Consider the following 23406-nt stretch of genomic DNA (forward strand, 5'->3'; position numbering starts at 1 on the left):
CAACTATTCAAGAGAAAAACGGAAAATGCATTCACGGAGGAGAAGGCTGCGGGGTATGTTCAAATTTGAAAGGAAATTTTGAGATAACGGAGGAATTAAATGCAGCTAATAATAAAGATACTTCTCTATTATTAGCTGCGGGAGCAGAAAAAGTTTACTGGTTAAAAACATTAAAAAATAATATGTCCGAAGGATTTAATGCGTTTATTACCCAAATACCTGAAAATTCTCTTATAGTATGTGAATCAAATAGCTTACGAAAAGTTGTTAATCCAGGTGTTTTCGTTATGATCAAAAATACCAAAGACAGTCAAATGAGAAAGTCAGCAAGTGAAGTTATAAATCAAGCTAACATAATTATAGAAAATAATTTTAATGATAATTTTGAAAAAGTAATAAAAGAAATAGCTAATATAATTAAATGATACTATAATTTTAAATTTACTAAAGCTGTAAACAATGCTTAAGATAAAGGAGTTTGTAATAAAAATTCTGTAAAATATAGCTTTCTATGATAAAATCAAAATATCATAGGAGGCTATTTTGTTATGTAAATATATCTTGACAAATGTAAACTATATTATTATAAAGGACTTAAATGAACAAATTACGAAAGGGATGTATTTATGACTGATTATTTTGATTTAATCAAGCAACGTGAAAGCTGCAGAAACTATAAAGAAAAAGAAGTAGAAAAGGAAAAGTTAGTTGCCTGTATAGAAGCAGCTAGAATTGCACCCTCAGCTTGCAATGGTCAACCCTGGAGATTTATTATTGTAAATAATAAAGACCTGTCACCTAAGGTTTCTAAATGTCTTCAAGATCTAGGAATGAATAAATTTACAGATAATTGTCCTTCATTTATTATTGTACTTCAGGAAAAAACAGATATTAAAGCTAGAATTGGTGGTAAAATTAAAGATCAGGATTATGCCCCCATAGATATAGGAATTGCAACTGCTCACATATGTCTAGCAGCTACGCAGCAAGGACTATCTACCTGTATAATGGGCTGGTTTAATGAAAAAAAGCTTAAGGATTTACTCAACATACCAAATTCTAAAAGAATTAGACTTGTCATAAGTGTAGGATATTCTGCAGATACAACTCTCCGCAATAAGGTACGTAAAAGCCTAGATGAAATTGCTCAATTTATAGACTAAGCCTTATATGAAATTCTATATTGAAGGTTGGCTTAAGTCAACCTCTGAATATCTCACTCAGCTGCAAACTTATATTACTTACCACCTTTAAAATGGTAACAAATAATTTTAAATTGTTTATTTTATAAGATATAATAGTAAATATAAAAACTTGTATAATTAACTTATACATCTAATTACATAGGCTGTGTACATGCTTAGAATAGAGAGGTGCTTTCATGTCTGTATCCATTGGAATTTTAGCTTCTGTACCATTAATAAGTAGAATAAAAACTTATCAGCATATATTAAAAAATGAGAATAACATAGTACTAATACCTTACGAAAATTTAAACGATGTTGAAAATTTATTTATAAAAAACATGCCACTAGTAGATGCATTTTTATTAGGTGGAGAACTTATTTTTTCAAAAATAAGTGATGATTTAAAATCTACAGTACCCTGTTTTTATTTAACTGTATCAAATGAAGATTTATATAAGCTATTCCTAAAATTAATTATAGAAAATAATAAATTTGACTTTTCAAGAACTTATATTGATTTCTTAAATGAAACAAATGATTATATGGGAATTAAAGAAATTTTACCTAAAGATAATTTCCCATATACATATTATTTTAAAAATGATAATACAATTTATGAAAAAGTATTGGATAAACATATAGAATTGTGGAAAAATGGATTAATAGATATATCTATTACGCGAGTTGGAAATCTTGAAAAACCACTGAAAGATATGGGAATAAAAACTTTTTATATTTCCCCATCCTCTAAAAATGTAATGAATGCTTTAGCTAAAGCTGTGAATTATGTAAAAATAAAAAATTTTGAAGATAGCCAGATTACTATAGGACATATCTCTATTTGCGATATTAAACCACACAATACTACCTTTAATTATGAAGAAGAAGTACGCCTACTAGCATTAAATAAATCTTTAATTGACTTTCAGCATGAACACAATCTGCCAAATTCTATAGTAAGAAATGATATTAACTTTGAAATTATAATTTCAAAGAAAATTCTTAAAGAATTAACTGGTAATTATAAATATTGCTCGCTTCTTAATTATATAAAAACTTCAAATACATTCAATTTAAATATAGGTTGGGGTATTGGCAGTACAATTATGGAAGCAAGAAAAAGATCAATAAGTGCAAATATCGAAGCTAATAGATATGATAAAAATTGCAGCTTTATTCTAAATGAACAAGACCAAATTATTGGACCATTATCAGAAAATATTTGTATCCATTTTATAGAACATAACAATTCAGATATAGAACTAATTAGCAGTAAAACAAAACTATCTTCCGTTACAATACTAAAATTAATTGGAATCACTAAGAAGTTAAATACTAATGAAGTTTCATCAGACGATTTATCCTTTTATATGGGTATCACAATTCGAAGTGCCAATAGAATACTGAATAAACTGTGCAAAAGCGGTTTTGCAAAATCTATAAATAAAAAATCAGATAAGTTAGTAGGACGTCCAAAGAAAATTTATTTGCTTTATTTCGATTATAATTCCAAATTTTAATGGTCTGTAAATAATTTTTTCTAAATGCTTTTTATTTTTCATGAATGTCCATGTTATATCTTTGTAATTTATCAACAAAATAAAGTACTTACAAAAGCTGCCATATTAAAGATGTAACTTTATAGTGCAGAGATCACAGGATAAAAATTATCCATGCGATCCTGCACAGATCATTGGGCCATCATTCTTTTTATTAAAATATCAAGCATAATTTGTAAAAACTTTATTCACTTTCTGAAACATTACCAATTTTCAGCTTTGTAAAAGCTATCACTAGTGACATAACTACACAGGCGCTTAAAAGACATACTGAAGCTACAACCCAATCAGCTTTTGGACCCTTAAGAGCAAATATACTAGTTATTGATCCTAAAATAATAGGAGATACAAATTGTCCCAATCCCTGTAAGGCAACAGATACTGAAAAAGTACGTGCAGAAATAGATTTATCAGAAGAAACTACTAACTTAGCTGCATAGTCTGGATTATATGTACCAAATCCTAATCCAAAAATAATTCCTGCTAACAAATACATTGAATATGTATTTACATTGAGTAAAATCAAGAATGAAATTCCAAGCAGCCCAACAGAAATTGCTATGGTAAACCTTTTAAATATATTAAATATCCTTCCGTATAAAAGACCTGCAGCAAATGCACCTCCGGTAAATGCAGTGAGCACCATGCCAGCTTTAGCTGCATTTCCCACTTTTCCTGCAGCCATTACTATTGCGATATTTGTCATAAATGTAAATTGAAGAATGTTTAGTAATAAATTTAAAATTGAAAGAATATAAGTTTTCGAAGTCAATTTACTCTTTGAAGTATCATTTTTATCTCCAGAAACTTTTTTATCTCCGATGTCAGGTAATTTTAATATGATCAATAAACAAATTGGTATCATAAGAAGGAATCCTAAAAATGAGTATCTCCAGTTTATCGCTGCTAAAAATCCTCCTAGCATCTGAAATACTACTCCGGCAATAGCCCCTATTGAAGCTTTATAGCCTAGTAGTCTTTTAAACTCATCTCCCTGGAACATATCTGCAAGAAGTGGGGTAGAAAGTGGAAACAGCAGTCCATAACCTACTCCGAAAATTACCCTTGTAACCAAAATGAAAGTAATGCTATTTGCAAATATAGGCAGCATGCCTCCAACAAATTGAAATAACATGGCAATACATAATATTTTTTTCTTACTCATGAAACGCTCAAGTTGACCTGCTACTAATGAAAATGCTACCATCATCAAAGATGGCAAAGAAGCGATTTGTTTTACCAATTCAGAACTGGCATTAGGAAATGCTTTGGATATTTCTCCAAGTGCAGGTGTAGTCATACTTGTCGTATACATTAATAATGCTACCGATAATACTGCTACTTTTTCTATAAAACCATACTTCTTTTCTATCATATTTTTCCTCCATATTTAAATTTTATATCAGATAAATTCAATATTTACCCTTGATATTTTTCTTATTTAAGCCTCAAATTTTAAGCTTTTTTAGGCGTAGGTGCTTTTATGTCCCTTGGTATAGGGCAAATATAACTTTCTCCACCTAAGCGTTCTTTTAGTTCGGCTTTTGCATTTTGAATTAATTCAGGATTTTTCAAAAGTTCTACTGCAGTTGAAGCAATCAGCTTTCCTGCATGTAACATTCCTGTATGAGCAATGGATGTATTTCCCTGTGAAACAAATGCCCATGAATGTATCGGAGTTCCTAAAGCTGCACAAGCTACATTAAATATTCCCGTTGGTACAATCCAGCTCACATCACCTACATCAGTAGACACAGGTACTGTTTTTTCTTGTTTTATAAAAGGATTAATGACATCTGAAATATCTTTGCCTTTCAGTTCCCCAACTGTTAATACATTTATATCGTTTCTCTTATTATCCTCTGGCAGCACATCTCTAATTTTTTTAGCAAATTGTCTATCATTTTCATTATATTTAGGTATTCCTAACTTTTTTAAATTTTCATATAGCATTGTTTCTAGTATTTTATTTGGGATAAAATTTGAAAGAGCAGATTGTATAGATCCTTCAACCTTAGTACCGGTCATCAATGCCGCCCCCTTAGCAATATTACAAATTCTTTCATAAATGTCTTTTACTTGAGATACTTTTGGTGCCCGGATAGAAAAGTTATCCTCAGCCTGTGCTTGTACAACATTTGGAGATTGTCCTCCAGCATCCGTTATAGCATAATGAATCCTTGCCTCTTGAATGACGTGTTCTCTTAAATAATTTACACCTACATTCATAAGTTCTACTGCATCCAATGCACTCCTGCCTAAATGTGGTGCCATAGCTGCATGAGCACTTTTTCCTTTAAACTTGAAACATGCATCATAAACCGCAAGAGTAGAATTTAAACCAACCCCATTGCCTGTATCAGGATGCCATGTTAAAGCACAGTCCACGTCGTTGAATACTCCTTCTCTGCTCATAAATACTTTACCTGCCCCACCTTCTTCAGCAGGACATCCATAATATCTGATTGTTCCCGGTAAATTATTCTCTTCCATATAATAACGAATAGCTATAGCTCCAGCAAAAGCACCTGTGCCAAGAAGATTATGTCCACATCCATGACCGCTTCCACCAGGTATAATTGGCTTTTGCTCCGCAATTCCACCCTCCTGGCTTAACCCATGAAGTGCATCATATTCCCCAAGAACGGCAATTATCGGTTCTCCCTTACCATAACTTCCAATAAAAGCAGTTTTGATTCCGGCTGCTCCCCTTTTAACTGTAAATCCCTCTTCTTCTAAAGCTTTACATAATATTTCTGCAGATCTAAATTCTTCAAATTTAGTTTCTGCACATTTCCATATTTCATCACTAACTTTAACTAATAAATCTTTCTTTAACTCAACAATTTCTGAAACTCTTTGAAAACACTCCATACTTTGCTTTCCTTTCTACTTTTACTTCTCTGCTATTTTTTAATTTCAATACGAACTAAAATCTCACTATTTTAACTTCCATTTCATTGCCACCACCAGTGACACAAATAGTTGTAAAAAAATAGTTGTAATTTTACCACACTATTAATAATATGATTAATACACATTTAATTTTAGTCGTATTAAAGACATGTCTTTAATTTAAGAATACTACTTTGCTTTTATAGTGTCAATAAAATTGTCAGATTATTTTCAATAATATTAATTTCATGTAAAAAATCAGAGCTGTAGTTTTGCTCTCAGCTCTGATTTTGTTTAATATTTAATCAATCTAATTTTTGACTTAAATTAAATTTTGTTAAAGTTCTATTCAACCGTTCACTACTTCTCCTCCATTTACACGGATAGTCTGACCCGTAATATAAGAGGCGTTTTCAGAAGCTAAAAATACATAAGTTCCTGCACATTCCACAGGCTGCCCTGCTCTTGCCATTGGAGTATCCCCTCCAAACTGGGAAGTTTTTGTTTCATCAAAACAAGATGGTATAAGAGGTGTCCAAATTGGCCCTGGTGCAACTGCATTTACCCTTATTCCAGTCTTCCCTTTTGCAAGTGCAGTAGATAATGATCTAGTAAAAGCTACTATTGCACCTTTTGTCATGGAATAATCTATGAGCGTAGCACTTCCTTTAAAAGCTACTATAGAAGCTGTATTTATTATGCATGCTCCTGATTTTAAGTGATTCATTGCTGCCCTTGTCATATAGAAAGTTCCGTATGCATTGGTTTTAAAAGTTCTGTCAAATTGTTCATCTGATAACTGCTTTATATCAGTACATTCATATTGGACAGCAGCATTATTAACTAGTATGTCTATTTTTCCATATTCGCTTATAGTTTTTTCTACAACGCTATTGCAAAAATTTACATCACTAATATTCCCTGCTATAAGTGTGCACTTTGTTCCCTTACTTTCTACAAGTCTTTTAGCTTCCTCAGCATCTTTTTGTTCATTTAAGTATACAATTACTACATCTGCACCTTGGTTCGCATAAGCTATAGAAACAGCTCTACCTATACCGCTGTCACCACCTGTAATTATGGCAGTTTTTCCTTTTAAAAGGTCTCCTTTTCTATTATACACAGCATCATCACATATAGGCATAGGATTCATTTCATACTGAAATCCCGGATGATGATTCTGATGCTGCTTTGGAAAAGATGTTGGAAAATTCATATTTGCTCCTCCTTCGATTTACTATTTATATAAACTAGTATTTTCAATTGAGGAGAAAATATTTATATCAATTATGTGTGCTATTTATTTTTTCTCCAATGCTCATTAATTTATCTTTTACCTCTATCTTATTTTTCCATCTTTCAGGAATACTGTCATATCCATAATAGGTACCTGCAAGTCCCCCTGCAACTGCAGCCACAGTATCAGCATCTCCACACAAATTTGCAGCCTCACATACTGTATCTCCTAAATTTGAATTATTCATAAAACACCAGAGTGCACACCTTAAAGTGTCAACTACATATCCTGAAGGTATAAGTTCTTCTTTTTTCATATTCATTACATCTTTATAGTCTTCACTACTGTAAATTGTCTCTGTAATAGCCCTTTCCTTAGTTTCTCCATTTAAATATTTATAAATAACGGTATTATATATTACACAGGCGTCTGCTGCTTTTTCATCATAATGTGTCATTTTAGATTGCAGCCTGGTTATATCTATCATTTTGCTGTAATCTCTATAATATAATGCAACTGGTATACATCTCATAATGGTCCCATTTCCAGCCGTCCTGCCATTAGATATATGATGGACATAAAATGAAGCCTCTTTCCAATTGCCAGTTTCAATGTACTTTTTTATAGCTAGCTCACAAGTCATTCCAATATCCTTAGGATCACTATTGTACCATTTCACAAATCTATTACCTATAGATTCAATAGGGCATTCAGGATTCTCAAGTATTCCTCCTGCTACACATAAAGTCATCATGGTATCATCTGTAACCTGTCCAGGCTTCAACTTCCAATGACCTCTGCCTATAATATCTTTTAGATACCCATAAGTTTTACGTCCTTCTTCTTGAGATAAGAATTCCAAAGTTGCCCCTAATGCATCTCCACAGGCTACTCCAAATAATCCTCCCAAAAGTTTATTTAATCTTTTCATAATCAACACCTCTATACTTTAAATCTTGAAACTATGCCCACTAATGAGTCAGATTTTTCTTTTGCTTTTTCAGTTAATTCTACAACATGTCCTGCCATTTTAGTTATGTAAGAGGTTTCACCTGCAATATTTTGAGCACCACTTGCCTGTTCATTTCCACTGTCTGATATCTCTTGCATTAGTTTTGATACATTTTGAACTGATACAAGAAGTTCATGAGAAGTAGTACTAAACTCTGTTACTATATTATTTACGTCTAAGAAATTCTTACTAGATTCTTCATGAGATTCTACAATTTCATTGTAATCAGGTAAAATCTTTTTATCTATAAATTCCAATATTTCATAAGCACTAGATGATAAATTATCTACCACTTCTAAGATAGTTTTTGTAACCTGCTGTATTCTATTAACAGTATCTTTAGAATCATCAGAAAGAGTTCTTATTTCATTTGCTACAACTGCAAAACCCCTACCTGCTTCTCCTGCTCTAGCAGCTTCAATAGATGCATTTAGCGCTAATAAATTAGTATCTTCCATAATATCAAGAATTGCTGAGGACAGTTCATTAATCTTAGAAACCTCTTCTGATTTCTCAATGGCATCTTCCAAACTTTCTTTTGTGTTTTTGTATATGCTCATTATGCTTTCTCTGGATTTCATTGCTTTTTGTTTCATTTTCTGTGATGTACTGCTTGCATTTGAAACACTTTCAGAACTATATTGCGCCTTTTTCGATATAGATTCTGCATCCTTTTCAATTTCCCTTGATATTGCACTTATTTCTTCAGTAGATGCTGCAGTTTCCTCAGTAGTATCTGACAACTGTTCTGTAGTTGCAGATATCTCCTCTATGCTTTTATTAAGATTCTCCATTTCCACATTAATTTGTTTCATATTTTCAGTTACATTAGAAGATTCTTCTATTATATTCTTAATTATATTTCCCTGACTTTCCTGCATATTCTTTACCGCAACCGCAAGCATACCTGATTCATCTTTCATTTTTAACAACTTTTCAGGTATTGGCATTGTAAAATCACCAGATGCCACTATTTTTAAATGCTTTGTAATTACATTTATAGGTTTTGATATAAGTGAAGTAATGAAAAATGCTATTAATACACCTATTAATACAAAAATAATAGTTGTAATTACCTGAAAGATTTCATTTTTTGTGAGGCTTTCCATAACTTCAGATTTGGGTACAGATATTCCCAAGGACCAGTTAGTACCTTTTACAGGTGCATATCCTATATATTTTTTTGTTCCATCTCTGTAAGTATACCCATCTGCGCCACTCTTTCCCTCCATCATATAAGTTTCAAATTTCATTAGTTCCTGCAAGCTTGGATCTTTTTTACTTTTCTCAATTACATTTTCCATTTTACGTACAAGGGATGTATCTTTATTTGCTACTGTATGTCCAGTTTTACTTATCATAAAAGTTGTTCCAGTTTTACCATACTTGATATTATTAGTTATTTTACTCAATTCACTTCCATCACGTGTGGCAATTAAAACTCCCTTAACTTTACTACCGTCTTTAATAGGAACAGCATAAGACATAACAAGCCTATTATCTGCCTTTCCTAAAATTGGATCTGAAACTGAACTTTTTCCTTGAAGTGCTTCTTTATAATTCTCTCTATCATATAAATTTGCCTTTACTCCATCTGTAAATGTAACATTACCATTAGCATCTCCTATACCCATACTTATATGTCCACTTCTTTGTACCTCATCTTTTAAAATATTTAATTTTTGATCTGTAGATAATACATCACTTTTTATATAATAGTTTCCTGCAAGCCCTTTCATTACATCTAATTGTCCTTCAATTTTAGTTTGAACAAATTTTGCAGATTGCTGAGCCATTTGAAGCAAGGATTCAGTAGCATTTGAAGCTAACGTATCATAAGATTCTATAAAAGATACTGTACCAAGTCCTATGCACATAATTAGAATCAAAATTCCAAAGGATATAGCCATTTTTGTCTTAATACTCTTAAAGTACAAATTAATTCCTCCCATTCCTAGTAAAGTAATTTTGCTTAAATTGTATATTAATTAATAATTATTGTTACTTACATTGTACTACAAATTAATAATTTTTCAACAATATATTTAAAATGGGTAGGAATTCACCTTTACAAAAAGTCTTAAATCTATCTTCTGGTAGTTAGTAACCTTTATTATGCTTATATTTAAGTAATAAATAATATAGTGTTAATCAACATAAGATGGAGCTTAAACCCCCATCTTATGCTAAGATTCTATTTAAAATTAATTTAATCTCTCCAATTCCTGTTGTATATTCTGCATCTTAATATCTGTTCTTGATATAACATCTGCACATTCCTTTAAATCACTCTTTATATGTACTGGAGCCTTCCCTGCTGTTTTATAATATAATTTATGTTCCAAGCTTGCCCAAAAATCCATAGCAATAGTCCTTATCTGTACTTCTATTCTCACTGGTTCTACATGGTTTGAAAAGAATATAGGAATTTCCAGAACCATATGAAAACTTCTATATCCATTTGGTTTTGGATTTTTAATATAATCTTTTTCTTTAATCAAAGTTATATCATCCTGTCTTTTGAGCATATCTGCAATTTCATATATATCACTTACAAATGAGCAAATAACTCTTATGCCTGCTATATCATTCAAATTTTTCTTTGCCGATTCAAGTGTTAGTTCTAAACCTTTTCGCTTAAGTTTTCCTATTATGCTTCTAGGTTCCTTAACCCTAGATTTAATATATTCTATGGGATTTCTTTTCCTCTTTACTTTAAATTCTTTATCTAATATTTCAAGTTTAGTCCTAACTTCTTTTATAGCAGAACTATAACTCATCATAAAAGATTGAAATTTTTCTATTCCCTCATCAATATCCACCGATACGTCCAAAGGTAGTTCGATAATTTCTGTGGATTCCATTATAAATATTTCCCCTTTCAAAAACTCACTTTAAGTTCAATTCATTCACATAATACTACAGTTTATGAAATCATAAAAGTATTTTAGTCATTTTTCACTTTATGTTAATATTTATCCGATGACTACCTGCTCTAATACCCCCCTTCTTCAAGGGGAGTAAAGAGCAGCTACGTCCCTGGATAACGATTTCTAAGCATCAGGTGGAGTCAAAACTCCACCTGATACCAAGAACTCTGTTTATATATCTAATAGGTGGACTAATTTACAAATTTATGAGTTAAACGGATGGTTTAGTACCATCCGTTTAACTAAAAAATCTTGAAAAAAATCCCTTTTTAGGTTTTTGATCTTCTTTTGAAATAACCTCATCGTTATTTAATTCATCAACACCTTTTTCCAATTGTTCAGCTTCTTTTATTAAATCTCTTTGCTCTCTAGTTCGATCCTTAAGCTTTGAAGGAACTCCATGGGTTGTTATTATCTGGCTAAACCATTTTAAACTTTCATCATTATTTCCCAATCTTCTATTCAATTCACCAATAATATACATAGAAGTGAACTTATCCATGTTATATAAGGGAAACGCTTCATTAAAATAAGCATAGTTAAACCCTTCTAAAGCCTGTCTTAAAAATACAGCTTCATTTTCAGAGTCCTCTAATATTCGATACATCCAGGCTAATTTTAAACAATTCATTGCCTTTTTACTAGCTTTTGCACCTATCACATAATAATTTAATAAAGAAAGTTTAAACCTTTCTATAGCTACATTTACGTCATATACCTCCGGGTAAGATCTAGGCTGCCATTTTGGTCTGATTTTTTCTTTTACTAGATCAATTTCAGAATCTCTAATTTTATTAAAGTCCCTTTTCATTGCGGCATATCCACATTTATCACAAACCCATACATCATAAAAATAAGGATTTATAACATCAAATATAATAAATGAATCAGAATCTCTTTTTAAAATTCTTGCAGCTGAAGTTTTAACTGCTCTAGCTTTAAAATCATTATCACAAACCGGACATGTAATTTCACAATCATATAATAATTTTTTTTGTTTTTCTTCATCCGTTAATTGAATCGATTCCTCTTTTTCTATTTTTTCTTTTTTGCTATGGTACAAATCTATTTCATCTATATCATCAAACCCTAAATCTTCTAAACCAGAAAATATATTTTTTGGCACTAGAACATCACCTTCATCATCTAAAAATTTTTATATAAGTATTATATCAAAAAAAGCAATTAAATTAAATTATATCAACCTGTGCTATAAAGATTAATGTCAAGGAGTTTTATAAATAATGGTAACCAATTCAAAAAGCTGAAAAATTACCTTGACATCCTTAAAATTGTATCTATAATGTATATGTAGACCAGTCGTTATATTATAAGAAAGGACATTACTTTAATGAAAAATAAAACTTACTCAAGAGAAAAAATACTTACAGCAGCATCAATGCTTTTTCAAGTTAAGGGATATAACGCTGCAGGATTAAATGAAATTTTAAAGGAAAGTGGTTCACCTAAAGGTTCTCTATATTACTATTTTCCAGGTGGAAAAGAAGAATTAGCTTTAGAATCTATAAAACTTGCCAATGAAGCTATTCAAAATAAATTGCAAACTACATTAAATGAACACTCAAATCCAATTGAAGCTATTCAATCCGTAATTAAAAACATAATAGAAGATTTAAAAAGGGATGGAAAACTAAAAGATATTTCTTTAAGTCTTATAGCTCTAGAAACTTATTTATCAATTGAACCTTTAAGAAAAGCCTGTGAGTTAGCTTTTCTAGATATACAAAACACATATACTAAAAAGTTAATTGAAGGTGGGTTTTCTAAAGAAACTGCACAGGAATTAGGCATTTTTATTCAAGTTATAGTTGAAGGAGCCATTACAGCCTCAGTTACTGAAAAAAACCCTATTGCTCTTTTAACGGTTAGTAAACAAATCGGTATTTTATTGAATTCATACATAAATTAAAAATATTGCGAAGCAAAGCTTTTGAAAATAACAAAGTTCAAATAACAAAGAACAGATAAAGATGATTTCCATCGTACCTCAGGAAATCTATAATTTTAATATTTTCTGACGTTAGGAAGAAATTTATCCTTATTTGATATTTGAACTTTGAACTTTGTTCTTTAAAAATATTACTTTGCAATATTTTCAAAGTGTTCGTTTACGCCCTTAATATATAGACCGGTCTACAAAATAAATTTAAGGAGATTATAATTTATGGAAGCAAAAAAAATTTATACAGAAAAAAGACCTAAGTACAATGCAAAAGCAATTATGTTTGTATTATTACTTGGAAGTTTCATAGCACTATTTAATGAAACCATATTGAATGTAGCATTTCCTAAATTAATGGTAGAAATGCACATTACAGCTACTACAGCACAGTGGCTTACTACTGGTTATGTACTAGTAGTTGGAATTCTTGTGCCAGTTACAGCTTTTCTTATTCACACTTTTACTACAAAGCAACTATTTTTAAGTGCAATGGTATTATTTCTAATTGGGACTCTATGTGCTGTATTTTCTAGCACTTTTACAGCACTATTAATTTCAAGAATAATTCAAGCATTAGGCACTGGTATGCTCATACCTATTATGATGAATTCAGCTTTAGTAGTAACACCACCAGAAAAACGTGGTTCAATAATGGGGTTATGTGTTTGTATAATCACATTAGGACCTGCACTTGGTCCAGCGGTTTCTGGTTTACTTCTGCAGCATTTTAGCTGGCATTCATTATTCGTGCTCTTAATTCCAATTTTATTGATTTGTATTATTGGAGGTTATTTTTATTTAGAAAATATCTCTGTGATAACAAAACCTAAAATTGATTACTTATCCATACTGCTGTCAACTATAGGATTTGCAGGTATTATATATTCAGTAAGTTCAGCTGGTAATTCAAGTTTATTATCTACTGCTGTTGTTTTTGTAATTGGATTTATAGCATTAATTTTCTTTTGTAAACGCCAGTTATCTTTAAAACAGCCAATACTTGAAATACGATCATTTAGGCACCCTATATTTGCAATAGGTGTACTATTAATTATATTAATGCAAATGTTTAACTTTTCAATAAATGTCATATTACCTTTGCTGCTTCAAAATGGCTTAAAAACATCTTCTTTTACGTCAGCAATGGCTATATTACCACCAATTCTTGTGGGATGTGTATTAACTCCATTTGTTGGTAAGATTTATGATAAAATAGGCGGAAGTATACTGATTCCATTAGGTTTTCTAGTAGCATGTATTTTTACTTTTATGCTATCACGTATTTCACCGTCAACTCCTATAAGGACAATTACTCTTATCTATTGTGCTATAATGGTGGGAACATCTATGTCTATGTCAACTACCCAAACAACTTCACTTAGTGAATTATCAGGTAAAAACCAAGCAGATGGTGTTGCTATAGTAAATACTGGAATGCAAATAGCTGGTGCTTTAGGTTCAGCTCTATTTGTGGGTGTTATGACAGCTTATCAAAATATCTACTTAAAAAATATGAATAGTGGGGCAGATCCAAGCAGTCAAGTAAAAGCAATATACATCGGCTTTAGTCGTTCTGTAACAGTTGCTGCTGTGCTAATTGGAATAGGTTTTATATTATCTCTAATTCTTAGTAAAAAAAGTAGAACTAAGGATAGTGTAAAATAGTTACATTTTTACCTGACAAGAAAATTACAAATAAAACCTGTAATTTTCTTGCCTATGAAATATATTTATTTAACTTTGGAAAATGAATTGAAACTTCAGTGCCTTTTCCATATTCAGATTCTATAGCTATATAATGCCCTAACTTTCCTGCAAGTTTTTGGCTTATATAAAGCCCCATTCCAGTTGAATGCTGCTTTACCCTCCCATTATAACCTGTAAAACTTTTTTCAAAGACTCTTCTAATATCTTCTTTCTTTATACCTATTCCATTGTCTTTTATATATAAAACTTTTTCCTTTTCTTGTGCTTTTGTATATATATTTATAACCCCATCTTTAGAAGTATATTTTATGGCATTATCTAAAATTTGTTTTATTATAAATTGAAGCCATTTATAATCTGTATCAACCTCTACATCTAGATCTTCTATCTTCAATTTTATGTTCTTATTTATAAACCAGGATGCCTCACTTTTTATACTTTCCTTTACTGCAGTTTCAATTTTAACATTATCTATTCTGTAATCTTTAGAAAAATCATTTATTCTGGAATAAAACAAAGCTTTTTGAACATAATCTTCTACTTTTTCTATCTCCATCTCTATTCCATATAATGTCTTTTCATTTTCTCTACTTAAATTATTTTCAATAATTAGTTTAGATGCAGCAATAGGCGTTTTTATTTCATGAACCCAGGTAGTTAAAAATTCAACACTTTCATTGTTATTATTATTAAGACTTTCTATTTGTATATTAGCATTTTCATACAGATTATTAATTACATCAAGATAAAATTTTTGTTCATAATTCCTTGGACAAGGTAAACTGTGAATCCACTCCAGCCCTTCTTTAGGCAATTTTTTAATTTTATTCATATTGAATTTAATTAAGCTATAATCAGCTCCAAGATATATTATAAAAAGCAAAATGGAAACTGTAACTACATATTCCGCATTGGATTTTAACATTCTTATAGAACTATCAAATAAAATCATTCCACTTATAAATATCATAAGTATAATAAAAAAAATAACTAAATTTCTTCTGTCTTTTAAATATTCTCTTAAGCTCATACTATATACCCCATACTTTTTTGGGTCTCAATGTAATTAGGAAGGCCAATATTCTTAATTTTTTTTCTAAGTCTTGCAATATTTACAGTTAAAGTATTGTCATCAACAAAACTCTCATCCTGCCATAACTCTCTTATAATCCTATCACGACTTACTATAGTACCTTTATTTTTCATAAGTATGTGTAGAATTTTAAATTCATTTCTAGTAAGCTGAATATTGTTACCATCATACATAACTGTATCATCTTTTAAATTTAATATTAATCCTTTATGAGTAATTACATCTGATTCTAAATCATTGAAATAGGAATAGGTTCTTCTGAGTAATGCATTTACCTTAGTTAGTAATATGTTTATTGAAAATGGTTTTGTAACATAATCGTCTCCTCCCATATTTGTTGCTATTATTATGTCCATTTCTTCGGTCCTGGAAGATATAAAAATTATAGGAACTTTTGAAAGCATTCTTATTTTTCCGCACCAATAAAAGCCATCATAAGCTGGCAGGTTTATATCTAAAAGCACCAGATCTGGTTTATATTTAACAAATTCTTCTATGACCTTATTAAAATCTTCAATTCTTTTTCCCTCATATCCATGCTTTCTCACAGCATTAAGTATTTCTTCTCCTATAACTTCATCATCTTCAATTACAAGTATTTTAAACATAGCACACCCCAGTCTTTAAATATCCCTTATTCTTTTTTACAAACAATATTTGTATAGGAATTTACAGTTACTATATAATATAGAAAATACATAAGTATATATCCTAGCATTATTATTACACAGTAGTTCATTATTCCCTCATTCATCAATCTTTGAAATACTATTAAAGCTGCTGTGCTGTGACAAATAGCAACTACTAAAGGCATTCCAAATGTTACTGATAATTGTTTCGCTATGGACTTCTTTATTTCCTGCCTGTTCATGCCTATTTTTCTTAAAGTTGAATACCTTCTTTCATCATCAGATGCCTCCATCAATTGTTTAAAAGATATTATACTACCTGTTGCTAAGAAGAATAATATTCCTAAGAACATTCCAATAAAAATTAAAACAGCTCCACCTTTATAAAATCCCTGATAAGAGTCATAATAAGAATCTACATATATGTCTTTAGATACTTCTTCATTCAACTTTTTTGTAAGTTCCTTTGATTTTTCTGGATTTTGTACTATATATCCATTCATATTAGTAATTTTATTTTGAGAACTTATACCTTTAAAGGCTTTGTCTGAAACAACAATTGTGCTTGCTGCTACAGCAGGACTTACTACTTGTACATCTGTAGATTTTATAATTGTAAAATTCATTATTGAATTTTCTAGCTTAACTAAAACCGGATTACGTAAATAGGTATACTTTTTACTGCTTCCCTTACTTGTTTGAATAAATAAGCATTCATTGCCTTTTAAGTTCACCTTGTTTCCCCTATTTTTTATTGTAATCACACTGTTATAATCACTTTGTGATATTATTTTTCCCTCAAAATCATCTTTATTCAAAATAGGTAGATTTACTTTTGCACTTATGAGTTTTAAATTATTTCGTGAGATCAGTTTATTATCATATTTATTTATCGTATCTTCAATTTTTTTATTTAAAGAGCTATCTGCATTAACAAATTCATAAGAAAAGACCATATCCTTTCCCATATCTTTTTCTGTAGTTTTATAAAATGAATACGATGCTGCAACAGAAGTTAAGGTTACTGCACTTAAGAGTGCAATAACAGAAAGAGTTTTTGCATTACTTTTTATCCTATAGAGTATTTGTGATACAGATATCATATTTTCTCCCCTATAGTAAACACTTCTATTTCTCTTAATAGTTCTTATAAAGATTATAATGAAGCTGCTAAAAAGAAAATAAGTTCCTATAGACACTAAAATAACTATTGGTATTCCAATCTTCACTAACTGCATTGTAGTTTTATCATATGTCATAATATATCCTGCTGCAATAAATACCAAAGATAATATTGATGTAATTAATGAAGTATTAGGCTGCTTTTCTCCTTCTTTTTGTGCTGACAAAAGTTCTATTAGCTTGTATCTATATATTATGCTGTAACTATGAAAGGAATTTAATAGGAAAAGTATGCAAAATACTACAATAGTTATTTCAAAAGCTTTAAGTGAAATGATAAATTTTATATTCAAGGTTTCCTTCATAAGATAAATTAGCATAAGTGAGAAGTATTTAGAAAACATTGTGCCTAGTACTATTCCACATAGTATCGCTAGAACTCCTATAATTAAGTTTTCATAAAATAACATTTTTGCAATCTGCTTTTTCTCCATACCAACCATAGAATAAATTGCTATTTCCTTTTTTCTTGTTTTCAAGAAAAAACTATTTGAATACCATATAAATACAAAAGAAAATAATGCAACTATACCCGCTGAAGCTTTGAATATAGCTTTAACTATAGGCTTATTATCTGCTAGTTTCATAATCACCTCATTAAAGGCTATAGAAGAAAATATATAAAATATCATAACAGAAAACACAGCACTTATTAAATACATAACATAATTATTAAAGTTTTTCTTAACATTATTTACAGCTAGACTAATGAAGGTCATTTACTCCACCTCCAAGTACTGCTAAAACTTTTAAAATTCTGTCAAAGAATTCCTTTCTATCTCCACTACTTCTTATTTCAGTAAACAATTCTCCATCTTTTATAAATATAATTCTTCTGCAGAAACTGGCTGCAAAAGCATCATGAGTTACCATCAAAATTGTAGCACTTTGCTCCTTATTTAATTCACTCATACATCCAAGTAGCTCCCTTGATGACTTAGAATCAAGAGCACCCGTTGGTTCATCTGCCAGTATGAGCTCTGGATTGGTTATTATAGCTCTAGCTGCAGCAGTTCTCTGTCTTTGTCCCCCTGACACTTCATATGGATATTTATTAAGTATCTTACTTATACCTAAGGTAGAAGCTATTCTTTCTGCCCTTTCATCTATTTCATTAACCTTTACTTTAGAAAGTGCTAAAGGCAATATTACATTTTCCTTCAAAGTTAAAGTATCAAGTAAATTATAATCTTGAAAAATAAATCCCAATTTTTTTCTTCTAAATCTTGAAAGTTTAGGTTCTTTTAAATTAACTATATCCTGGTTACCTATTTTTATGCTTCCTGAAGTCGGTGTGTCTATAGTTGCTATAACATTTAGTAATGTGGATTTTCCTGCTCCTGAAGGTCCCATAATGCCGACAAACTCTCCTTTTTCCACATCAAAACTAACTCCATTTAATGCACTTGAAACATTTCCTCCATGTCTTTCTCCATATACTTTTTTTATATTTTCAACTGTCAATACTTTCATCATAATCCTCCCGGTTTGCACTTATATTTTCTAATATTTAAATCCTAAAAAGTTCCAATAATTCAAAAACCATATATACAACATTCCTGTAAAAACTAAAACCAAGTAATATATCCTATAACATAATTTACTGTTTTTCTTCATCCGATCAATTGCTGCATAAACTAAAAACAATAAATTTAAAATTAAACTCAATATTGGTACACATAACAACAACTTAGCTTCTATGCTTATGCCATACCTAGTTGGTTCTCCCAGCACAAATAACGCTGCTATAAAGAAAAACACATTTAAAAAACTAACTAGAAACGACATACCAAAAAGAGATTTCCCTAGCTTGTTTAATTTATTACCTTTTCTTTTTATCACAATATAAGCTGCTCTTACAATAGAAAATATAATTGATGCTAAAAATACTATTGAGCAAAATACAAATATAGAAATTTGGACAATTGAAAACTCATACCATTTGAGTTTTTCATAAGTCCCGTGCCAGCTGTCCTGCTGCTGTGCTAGGTAATAAATTTGTCCATTCCTATTTTTCTTAAATACTACATACTCTCCTGTATCAGCTCTTTTAAATACCAATGGTTCTATTTCTTCCAGAGTTGTGCTATATTTATTTCCAACGAAAACATCTTTACCTGTTAATGTTAAGGCTTTTCCATCTTTTAAGCTTACAGTGACATCCTCTCCTTCTGGAAAAGCATCTGCTTTATGAAAGGTACTTTTTGGATTTTCACTAAATCTATAAGTTCCTACAAAATCCTTTAGATTGCTTTTTGATGTATAATAAGGCTTTTTATTCTTTGCTTCTTCTTTCTTTGGGAAATATTTTGCAACCATTTCTGACACAATTTCATCTGGTAGATTATTCATTCCTTGATTTATAGATATAAAAACTCCTAAATTTTCATCTGGAAATAAAGTCATATCACTGTATATATTATCTGGTGAATATCCTGGATGCTCAATTGCCCTATACCCTTTTATATATTTTTCATTAAACCCATAAGCCATTCCAGGCAATCTCTTATCAAAAGTTGCATGCTGACTGTGTATATCAATAGCTGTGCTTTCTTGTAAAATTCTTTTATCCCTATATGCTCCATTATTAAGCTGAGCTATCATAAATTTAGCCATATCTTCAGAAGTTGATATTATACCACCAACAGCATAATTATTAAAATATCCTTTCAATAGTTCAGCTTTAACTATCTTGTCATTCTCATAATTGTAACCACATTCCAAGCCTTTTGGATTCATATCTCTATTTAATGTTGAATTGCTCATTTTAAGTGGTTTAAATATATTATCTTCAATAAAATTATTAAGGGGTTTTCCAGAAACTTGCTCAACAATCCCACCCGCTAACGCTGCATCATAGCTGCTGTAATTAATGACAGTTCCAGGCTCTCTTACTACTTTAGGTAGATGTTTTTTTAAAAAATCATTCATAGGAAGTAAATCTCTTTTATCTTTTGACAAATCTGCTATTCTATTATCATCTATACCAGATGTATGTGTAAGAAGTTCTTCCACTGTTACTGGATTTGAATATTTATTTTTTAAGGTATGTCCTTTTAAATATTTATTTACATCAGCCTTCAAATCTACCTTACCTTGTTCAGAAAGCTGCATCATTGCCGTATAAGTAAAAAGCTTTGATACCGATGCTATTCTTACTAAAGTTTTATCAGGTGTCATAGGTACTTTATTTTCTAAATCAGCATATCCGTATCCTTTGCTAAAAATAACTTTTCCATCCTTAACCACAGTAATAACTGCTCCTGGAACATGTTCTTCCTTCATCTTTTTCTGAAAAGTATTATCCATAAATACTTTCAAATCATCTTTATTACTTAACAAGTTATCACTTGAATTAGATTTTGCAAAAACTGTAACGTTGCTTCCAAAACATATTATAAACATTGATATAATTGCAAACATCCGTTTTATTAACTTATTTTTCAAGAAATTTATATTTTTTTTAAATCTTTCATAACACATGCTCATGTTCCTCCATAGCTTTAACATATTAAGAAATTAACTAGTATTTTTCTTAATATTACTTATTTAAAGTTTCAAGTTTAGAACTGTACATATTCTTTAACTTCAACCTTTAAATAAATTATAAAAAACATCTATAATACCAGCCATTCATTTACCTTACAATATTTATTAAGCATCATTACATTATTGTAAGGTTAGGAAGATAATTAAAAAAAGCCATCCAATCAAAGCTCACATTTTATAAACAGATTTCTAAGCAGTTTCCTCTGGCTTATCGCACTGTGGAACAACTTTTCATCAACACCTTGTTTAATAATAGTCGAAAAGATGATAACATAAATATATAAATTCGACCATTAGTCAAATCTATTATTAAGAAAATTTATTATGTAATTAGTTTAATTCATATTTTTGAGGAGTAACTTTTATGATACAGATAATTATTTTTTCAATACTTCTTATTTCAATTATGGGAACCTTTATAACAGAGCTTATTATTGGGATGTTGTGGATACTAAAGATAAGAAAAAAAGCTCCCTTGAATAACATAATCTTAAAATTAAAAAGAAATACCATAATTTTAGGAAGTTTATTTATATTGATACTTATATTAATAATATTTAGTTATTTTTCAGCTAACACTCCCAGAATTGTGGATAAGAACGGAAATCCCCTGCCAAAAAGCATTGCTGAATTAAGAAAAGTACAATTAAATGGTAGACAAGAGTGGATTATCATAAGGGGAGAAAACAAAAATAATCCAGTACTATTATTTTTAGCAGGAGGCCCTGGTGGGACTCAAATGGCTACGGTACGCTATAATCTTCAAAAACTTGAGAAGAATTTTGTTGTTGTGAATTGGGACCAGCCTGGTTCTGGCAAATCCTATTATGCTGCAAATGTCAAAAATTTAAATGTAAATACCTATGTTCAAGATGGATATGCATTAACTAAATATCTATGTAAAACATTTAAAAAGGATAAAATCTATTTAGTTGGCGAGTCATGTGGAAGTGCCCTTGGTATCTTTTTATCTGAAAAATACCCAGAAAAGTATTACAGTTTTGTTGGGACAGGACAAATGGTTGATTTCTCTAAAACAGAAGAATTAGATTACGAGAACGCCATTAAAATAGCTCATATTAAAAATAATACTAATAAGATTGCAAAACTAAGATCAAATGGTCATCCACCATATTATGGAACTGACGTTACCTGGAAAAGTGCAGAGTATTTAAATTACTTAAGCTCTTATATGCAAAAAGACCCGGGAATATATAATTCTCATTTTAATACATGGAGAGATATTTCTTCATCGGAATATAGCCTTATAGATAAGATCAACTTTTTGTGGGGTCTTACTAATACCTTTAATCATGTTTACCCTCAGCTTTATAGTATCGATTTAAGAAAAGATTATGCCAAAGTAAAAATACCAATCTATTTTTTTGTAGGAAGGCGCGACATTAATGCTCCAATTTCATTAGTTGAAGACTATTATAACGTTTTACGTGCACCCCATAAGGAAATTATTTGGTTTGAACACTCTGGTCATAGTCCTTGGATTAATGAAAGTGATAAATTTGTCAATCAACTGAATAAAATTTTAATTGACAAATAACCAATGTGAAGATTATATAAAAATTAACTTATGCTTTTCAAAGTGTCTTAATAAAAGACTTTGAAATAGGCATAAGTTAATAATCTAATTTTCATTTACAATTTTACCAACCTCCTGAAGAACCACCTCCACTAGAGCTGCCTCCTCCAAATCCGCCCTGGTTACTTCCACCAAGACCTCCATCGCCTCCTCTTGGGCCTCCCCAAAAAGAATTCCAAAACAGCAAATAGAATAAAAACTTAGTTATCCTTGCTTTATTAAGTAAAATATCCAATAGGAAAGCACCCAGAATATAATATATTATTACAGGATTTATAGAAACTGATTTTTGCTTCTGTGCAGTTTTCTTACTTTCTTGCAAACTAACATTATATTCTTTCGCTATATCTCTTGCAAAAACTGAATAAGCATTCTTTAAACCTTCACCATATCTTTTTTCTTTAAAAAGCGGAACCGCTTCACTATTCATAACTCTAGAAGAATATATATCTGTAATTACGCCTTCCAACTCTCTTCCTACTTCCACTCTCCACTTTTTATCATTTATTGACAATAATATTAAAAGCCCATTGTCCCTACCTTTTTGTCCAATTCCCCAGCTTCTAAAAAGCTCATTGGAATAAGATTCTATATCTTTTCCTTCAAGTGAACTAATTATAACTACTGCTGCTTGTGATCCAGTTTTATTTTCTAATTCACTTCCAAGTGATACAATATAGTTTTTAGAATCTTCATCAACAATTCCTACATAATCATTTATATACTTTAATTTAGTTGGTACAGGTATATTTGCAGCTCCTTTTACAAAATAAGGCAAAATCAAAATTGAAATTACTACAGAAAGTATTATACCTAAAGATGATAAAATCACCTTTAACTTAGTATTTATTTTATTCATTTAAATT

The 23406-nt window shown here is 30.3% G+C and carries 19 protein-coding genes; 6 read left to right on the forward strand and 13 right to left on the reverse strand.

Features of this window, described 5'->3' with window-relative positions; translation table 11 throughout:
• From CLRAG_RS20920 to CLRAG_RS19425, 3 genes are all read left to right on the forward strand, one after another.
• Positions 1-425, forward strand: a 425-nt coding sequence (locus tag CLRAG_RS20920; protein WP_065079918.1) for a hypothetical protein, incomplete at its 5' end; no start/stop codon positions are given.
• A 201-nt stretch (positions 426-626) separates the two neighbouring features.
• A complete protein-coding gene (locus tag CLRAG_RS19420; RefSeq protein WP_065079919.1) occupies positions 627-1163 on the forward strand; it encodes a nitroreductase family protein in 537 nt (178 codons plus the stop codon).
• A 218-nt stretch (positions 1164-1381) separates the two neighbouring features.
• On the forward strand, positions 1382-2707 hold the full coding sequence (locus CLRAG_RS19425) for a hypothetical protein (RefSeq protein WP_065079920.1): 1326 nt from the start codon (positions 1382-1384) through the stop codon (positions 2705-2707).
• 223 nt (positions 2708-2930) lie between these two features.
• Here CLRAG_RS19425 and CLRAG_RS19430 read toward each other — a convergent pair whose 3' ends face one another.
• From CLRAG_RS19430 to CLRAG_RS19460, 7 genes are all read right to left on the reverse strand, one after another.
• Positions 2931-4121: an MFS transporter gene (locus CLRAG_RS19430; protein ID WP_065079921.1), complete on the reverse strand. Its 1191-nt coding sequence runs from the start codon at positions 4119-4121 to the stop codon at positions 2931-2933.
• Between the two features lie 80 nt (positions 4122-4201).
• Positions 4202-5620, reverse strand: a complete 1419-nt coding sequence (locus tag CLRAG_RS19435; RefSeq protein ID WP_065079922.1) for a M20 family metallopeptidase — start codon at positions 5618-5620, stop codon at positions 4202-4204.
• A 370-nt stretch (positions 5621-5990) separates the two neighbouring features.
• The gene (locus tag CLRAG_RS19440; protein ID WP_065079923.1) at positions 5991-6857 is read right to left on the reverse strand and encodes an SDR family oxidoreductase; all 867 of its coding nucleotides are present in this window, start codon (positions 6855-6857) and stop codon (positions 5991-5993) included.
• A gap of 67 nt (positions 6858-6924) precedes the next feature.
• Positions 6925-7809, reverse strand: coding sequence for an ADP-ribosylglycohydrolase family protein (locus CLRAG_RS19445; protein WP_065079924.1), 885 nt, complete (start codon positions 7807-7809; stop codon positions 6925-6927).
• A gap of 11 nt (positions 7810-7820) precedes the next feature.
• Positions 7821-9827: a methyl-accepting chemotaxis protein gene (locus CLRAG_RS19450; RefSeq protein WP_083985811.1), complete on the reverse strand. Its 2007-nt coding sequence runs from the start codon at positions 9825-9827 to the stop codon at positions 7821-7823.
• A 267-nt stretch (positions 9828-10094) separates the two neighbouring features.
• Entirely contained in the window at positions 10095-10754 is a 660-nt protein-coding gene (locus CLRAG_RS19455) for a GTP pyrophosphokinase (protein WP_065079926.1), read from the reverse strand.
• A 304-nt stretch (positions 10755-11058) separates the two neighbouring features.
• Positions 11059-11946 carry a DUF2225 domain-containing protein gene (locus CLRAG_RS19460; RefSeq protein ID WP_083985812.1) on the reverse strand — a complete coding sequence of 296 codons (888 nt, stop codon included), beginning with the start codon at positions 11944-11946 and terminating at the stop codon, positions 11059-11061.
• A 225-nt stretch (positions 11947-12171) separates the two neighbouring features.
• Here CLRAG_RS19460 and CLRAG_RS19465 point away from each other — a divergent pair, with 225 nt between their 5' ends.
• Positions 12172-12750, forward strand: a complete 579-nt coding sequence (locus tag CLRAG_RS19465) for a TetR/AcrR family transcriptional regulator (protein WP_065079927.1) — start codon at positions 12172-12174, stop codon at positions 12748-12750.
• A gap of 255 nt (positions 12751-13005) precedes the next feature.
• Positions 13006-14448: an MDR family MFS transporter gene (locus tag CLRAG_RS19470; protein WP_065079928.1), complete on the forward strand. Its 1443-nt coding sequence runs from the start codon at positions 13006-13008 to the stop codon at positions 14446-14448.
• Between the two features lie 52 nt (positions 14449-14500).
• On the opposite strand, the gene CLRAG_RS19475 is transcribed toward CLRAG_RS19470, so the two are convergent.
• The 5 genes from CLRAG_RS19475 to CLRAG_RS19495 are packed head-to-tail and all read right to left on the reverse strand — an operon-like array spanning position 14501 to position 20877.
• Entirely contained in the window at positions 14501-15520 is a 1020-nt protein-coding gene (locus CLRAG_RS19475; RefSeq protein ID WP_065079929.1) for a sensor histidine kinase, read from the reverse strand.
• Complete coding sequence (locus CLRAG_RS19480) at positions 15517-16191, reverse strand: response regulator transcription factor (protein ID WP_065079930.1); 675 nt, start codon at positions 16189-16191, stop codon at positions 15517-15519. The genes CLRAG_RS19475 and CLRAG_RS19480 overlap by 4 nt, the downstream gene beginning before the upstream one ends.
• A 26-nt stretch (positions 16192-16217) precedes the next feature.
• Positions 16218-18113, reverse strand: coding sequence for an FtsX-like permease family protein (locus CLRAG_RS19485; RefSeq protein WP_065079931.1), 1896 nt, complete (start codon positions 18111-18113; stop codon positions 16218-16220).
• Entirely contained in the window at positions 18100-18867 is a 768-nt protein-coding gene (locus CLRAG_RS19490) for an ABC transporter ATP-binding protein (RefSeq protein ID WP_065079932.1), read from the reverse strand. Before CLRAG_RS19490 ends, CLRAG_RS19485 begins: the two co-directional genes overlap by 14 nt.
• Positions 18868-18897: 30 nt before the next feature.
• Positions 18898-20877, reverse strand: a complete 1980-nt coding sequence (locus CLRAG_RS19495; RefSeq protein ID WP_065079933.1) for a serine hydrolase domain-containing protein — start codon at positions 20875-20877, stop codon at positions 18898-18900.
• A 430-nt stretch (positions 20878-21307) separates the two neighbouring features.
• On the opposite strand from CLRAG_RS19495, the gene CLRAG_RS19500 reads away from it, so the two are divergent.
• Entirely contained in the window at positions 21308-22501 is a 1194-nt protein-coding gene (locus CLRAG_RS19500) for an alpha/beta fold hydrolase (protein WP_065079934.1), read from the forward strand.
• A 103-nt stretch (positions 22502-22604) separates the two neighbouring features.
• Here the strand turns inward: CLRAG_RS19500 and CLRAG_RS19505 are convergent, their stop codons facing one another.
• Positions 22605-23399: a TPM domain-containing protein gene (locus tag CLRAG_RS19505; RefSeq protein WP_065079935.1), complete on the reverse strand. Its 795-nt coding sequence runs from the start codon at positions 23397-23399 to the stop codon at positions 22605-22607.
• Positions 23400-23406: the final 7 nt, after the last annotated feature.

It is taken from the genome of Clostridium ragsdalei P11, from assembly GCF_001675165.1.
In the GTDB taxonomy this organism is placed as follows: domain Bacteria; phylum Bacillota; class Clostridia; order Clostridiales; family Clostridiaceae; genus Clostridium_B; species Clostridium_B ragsdalei.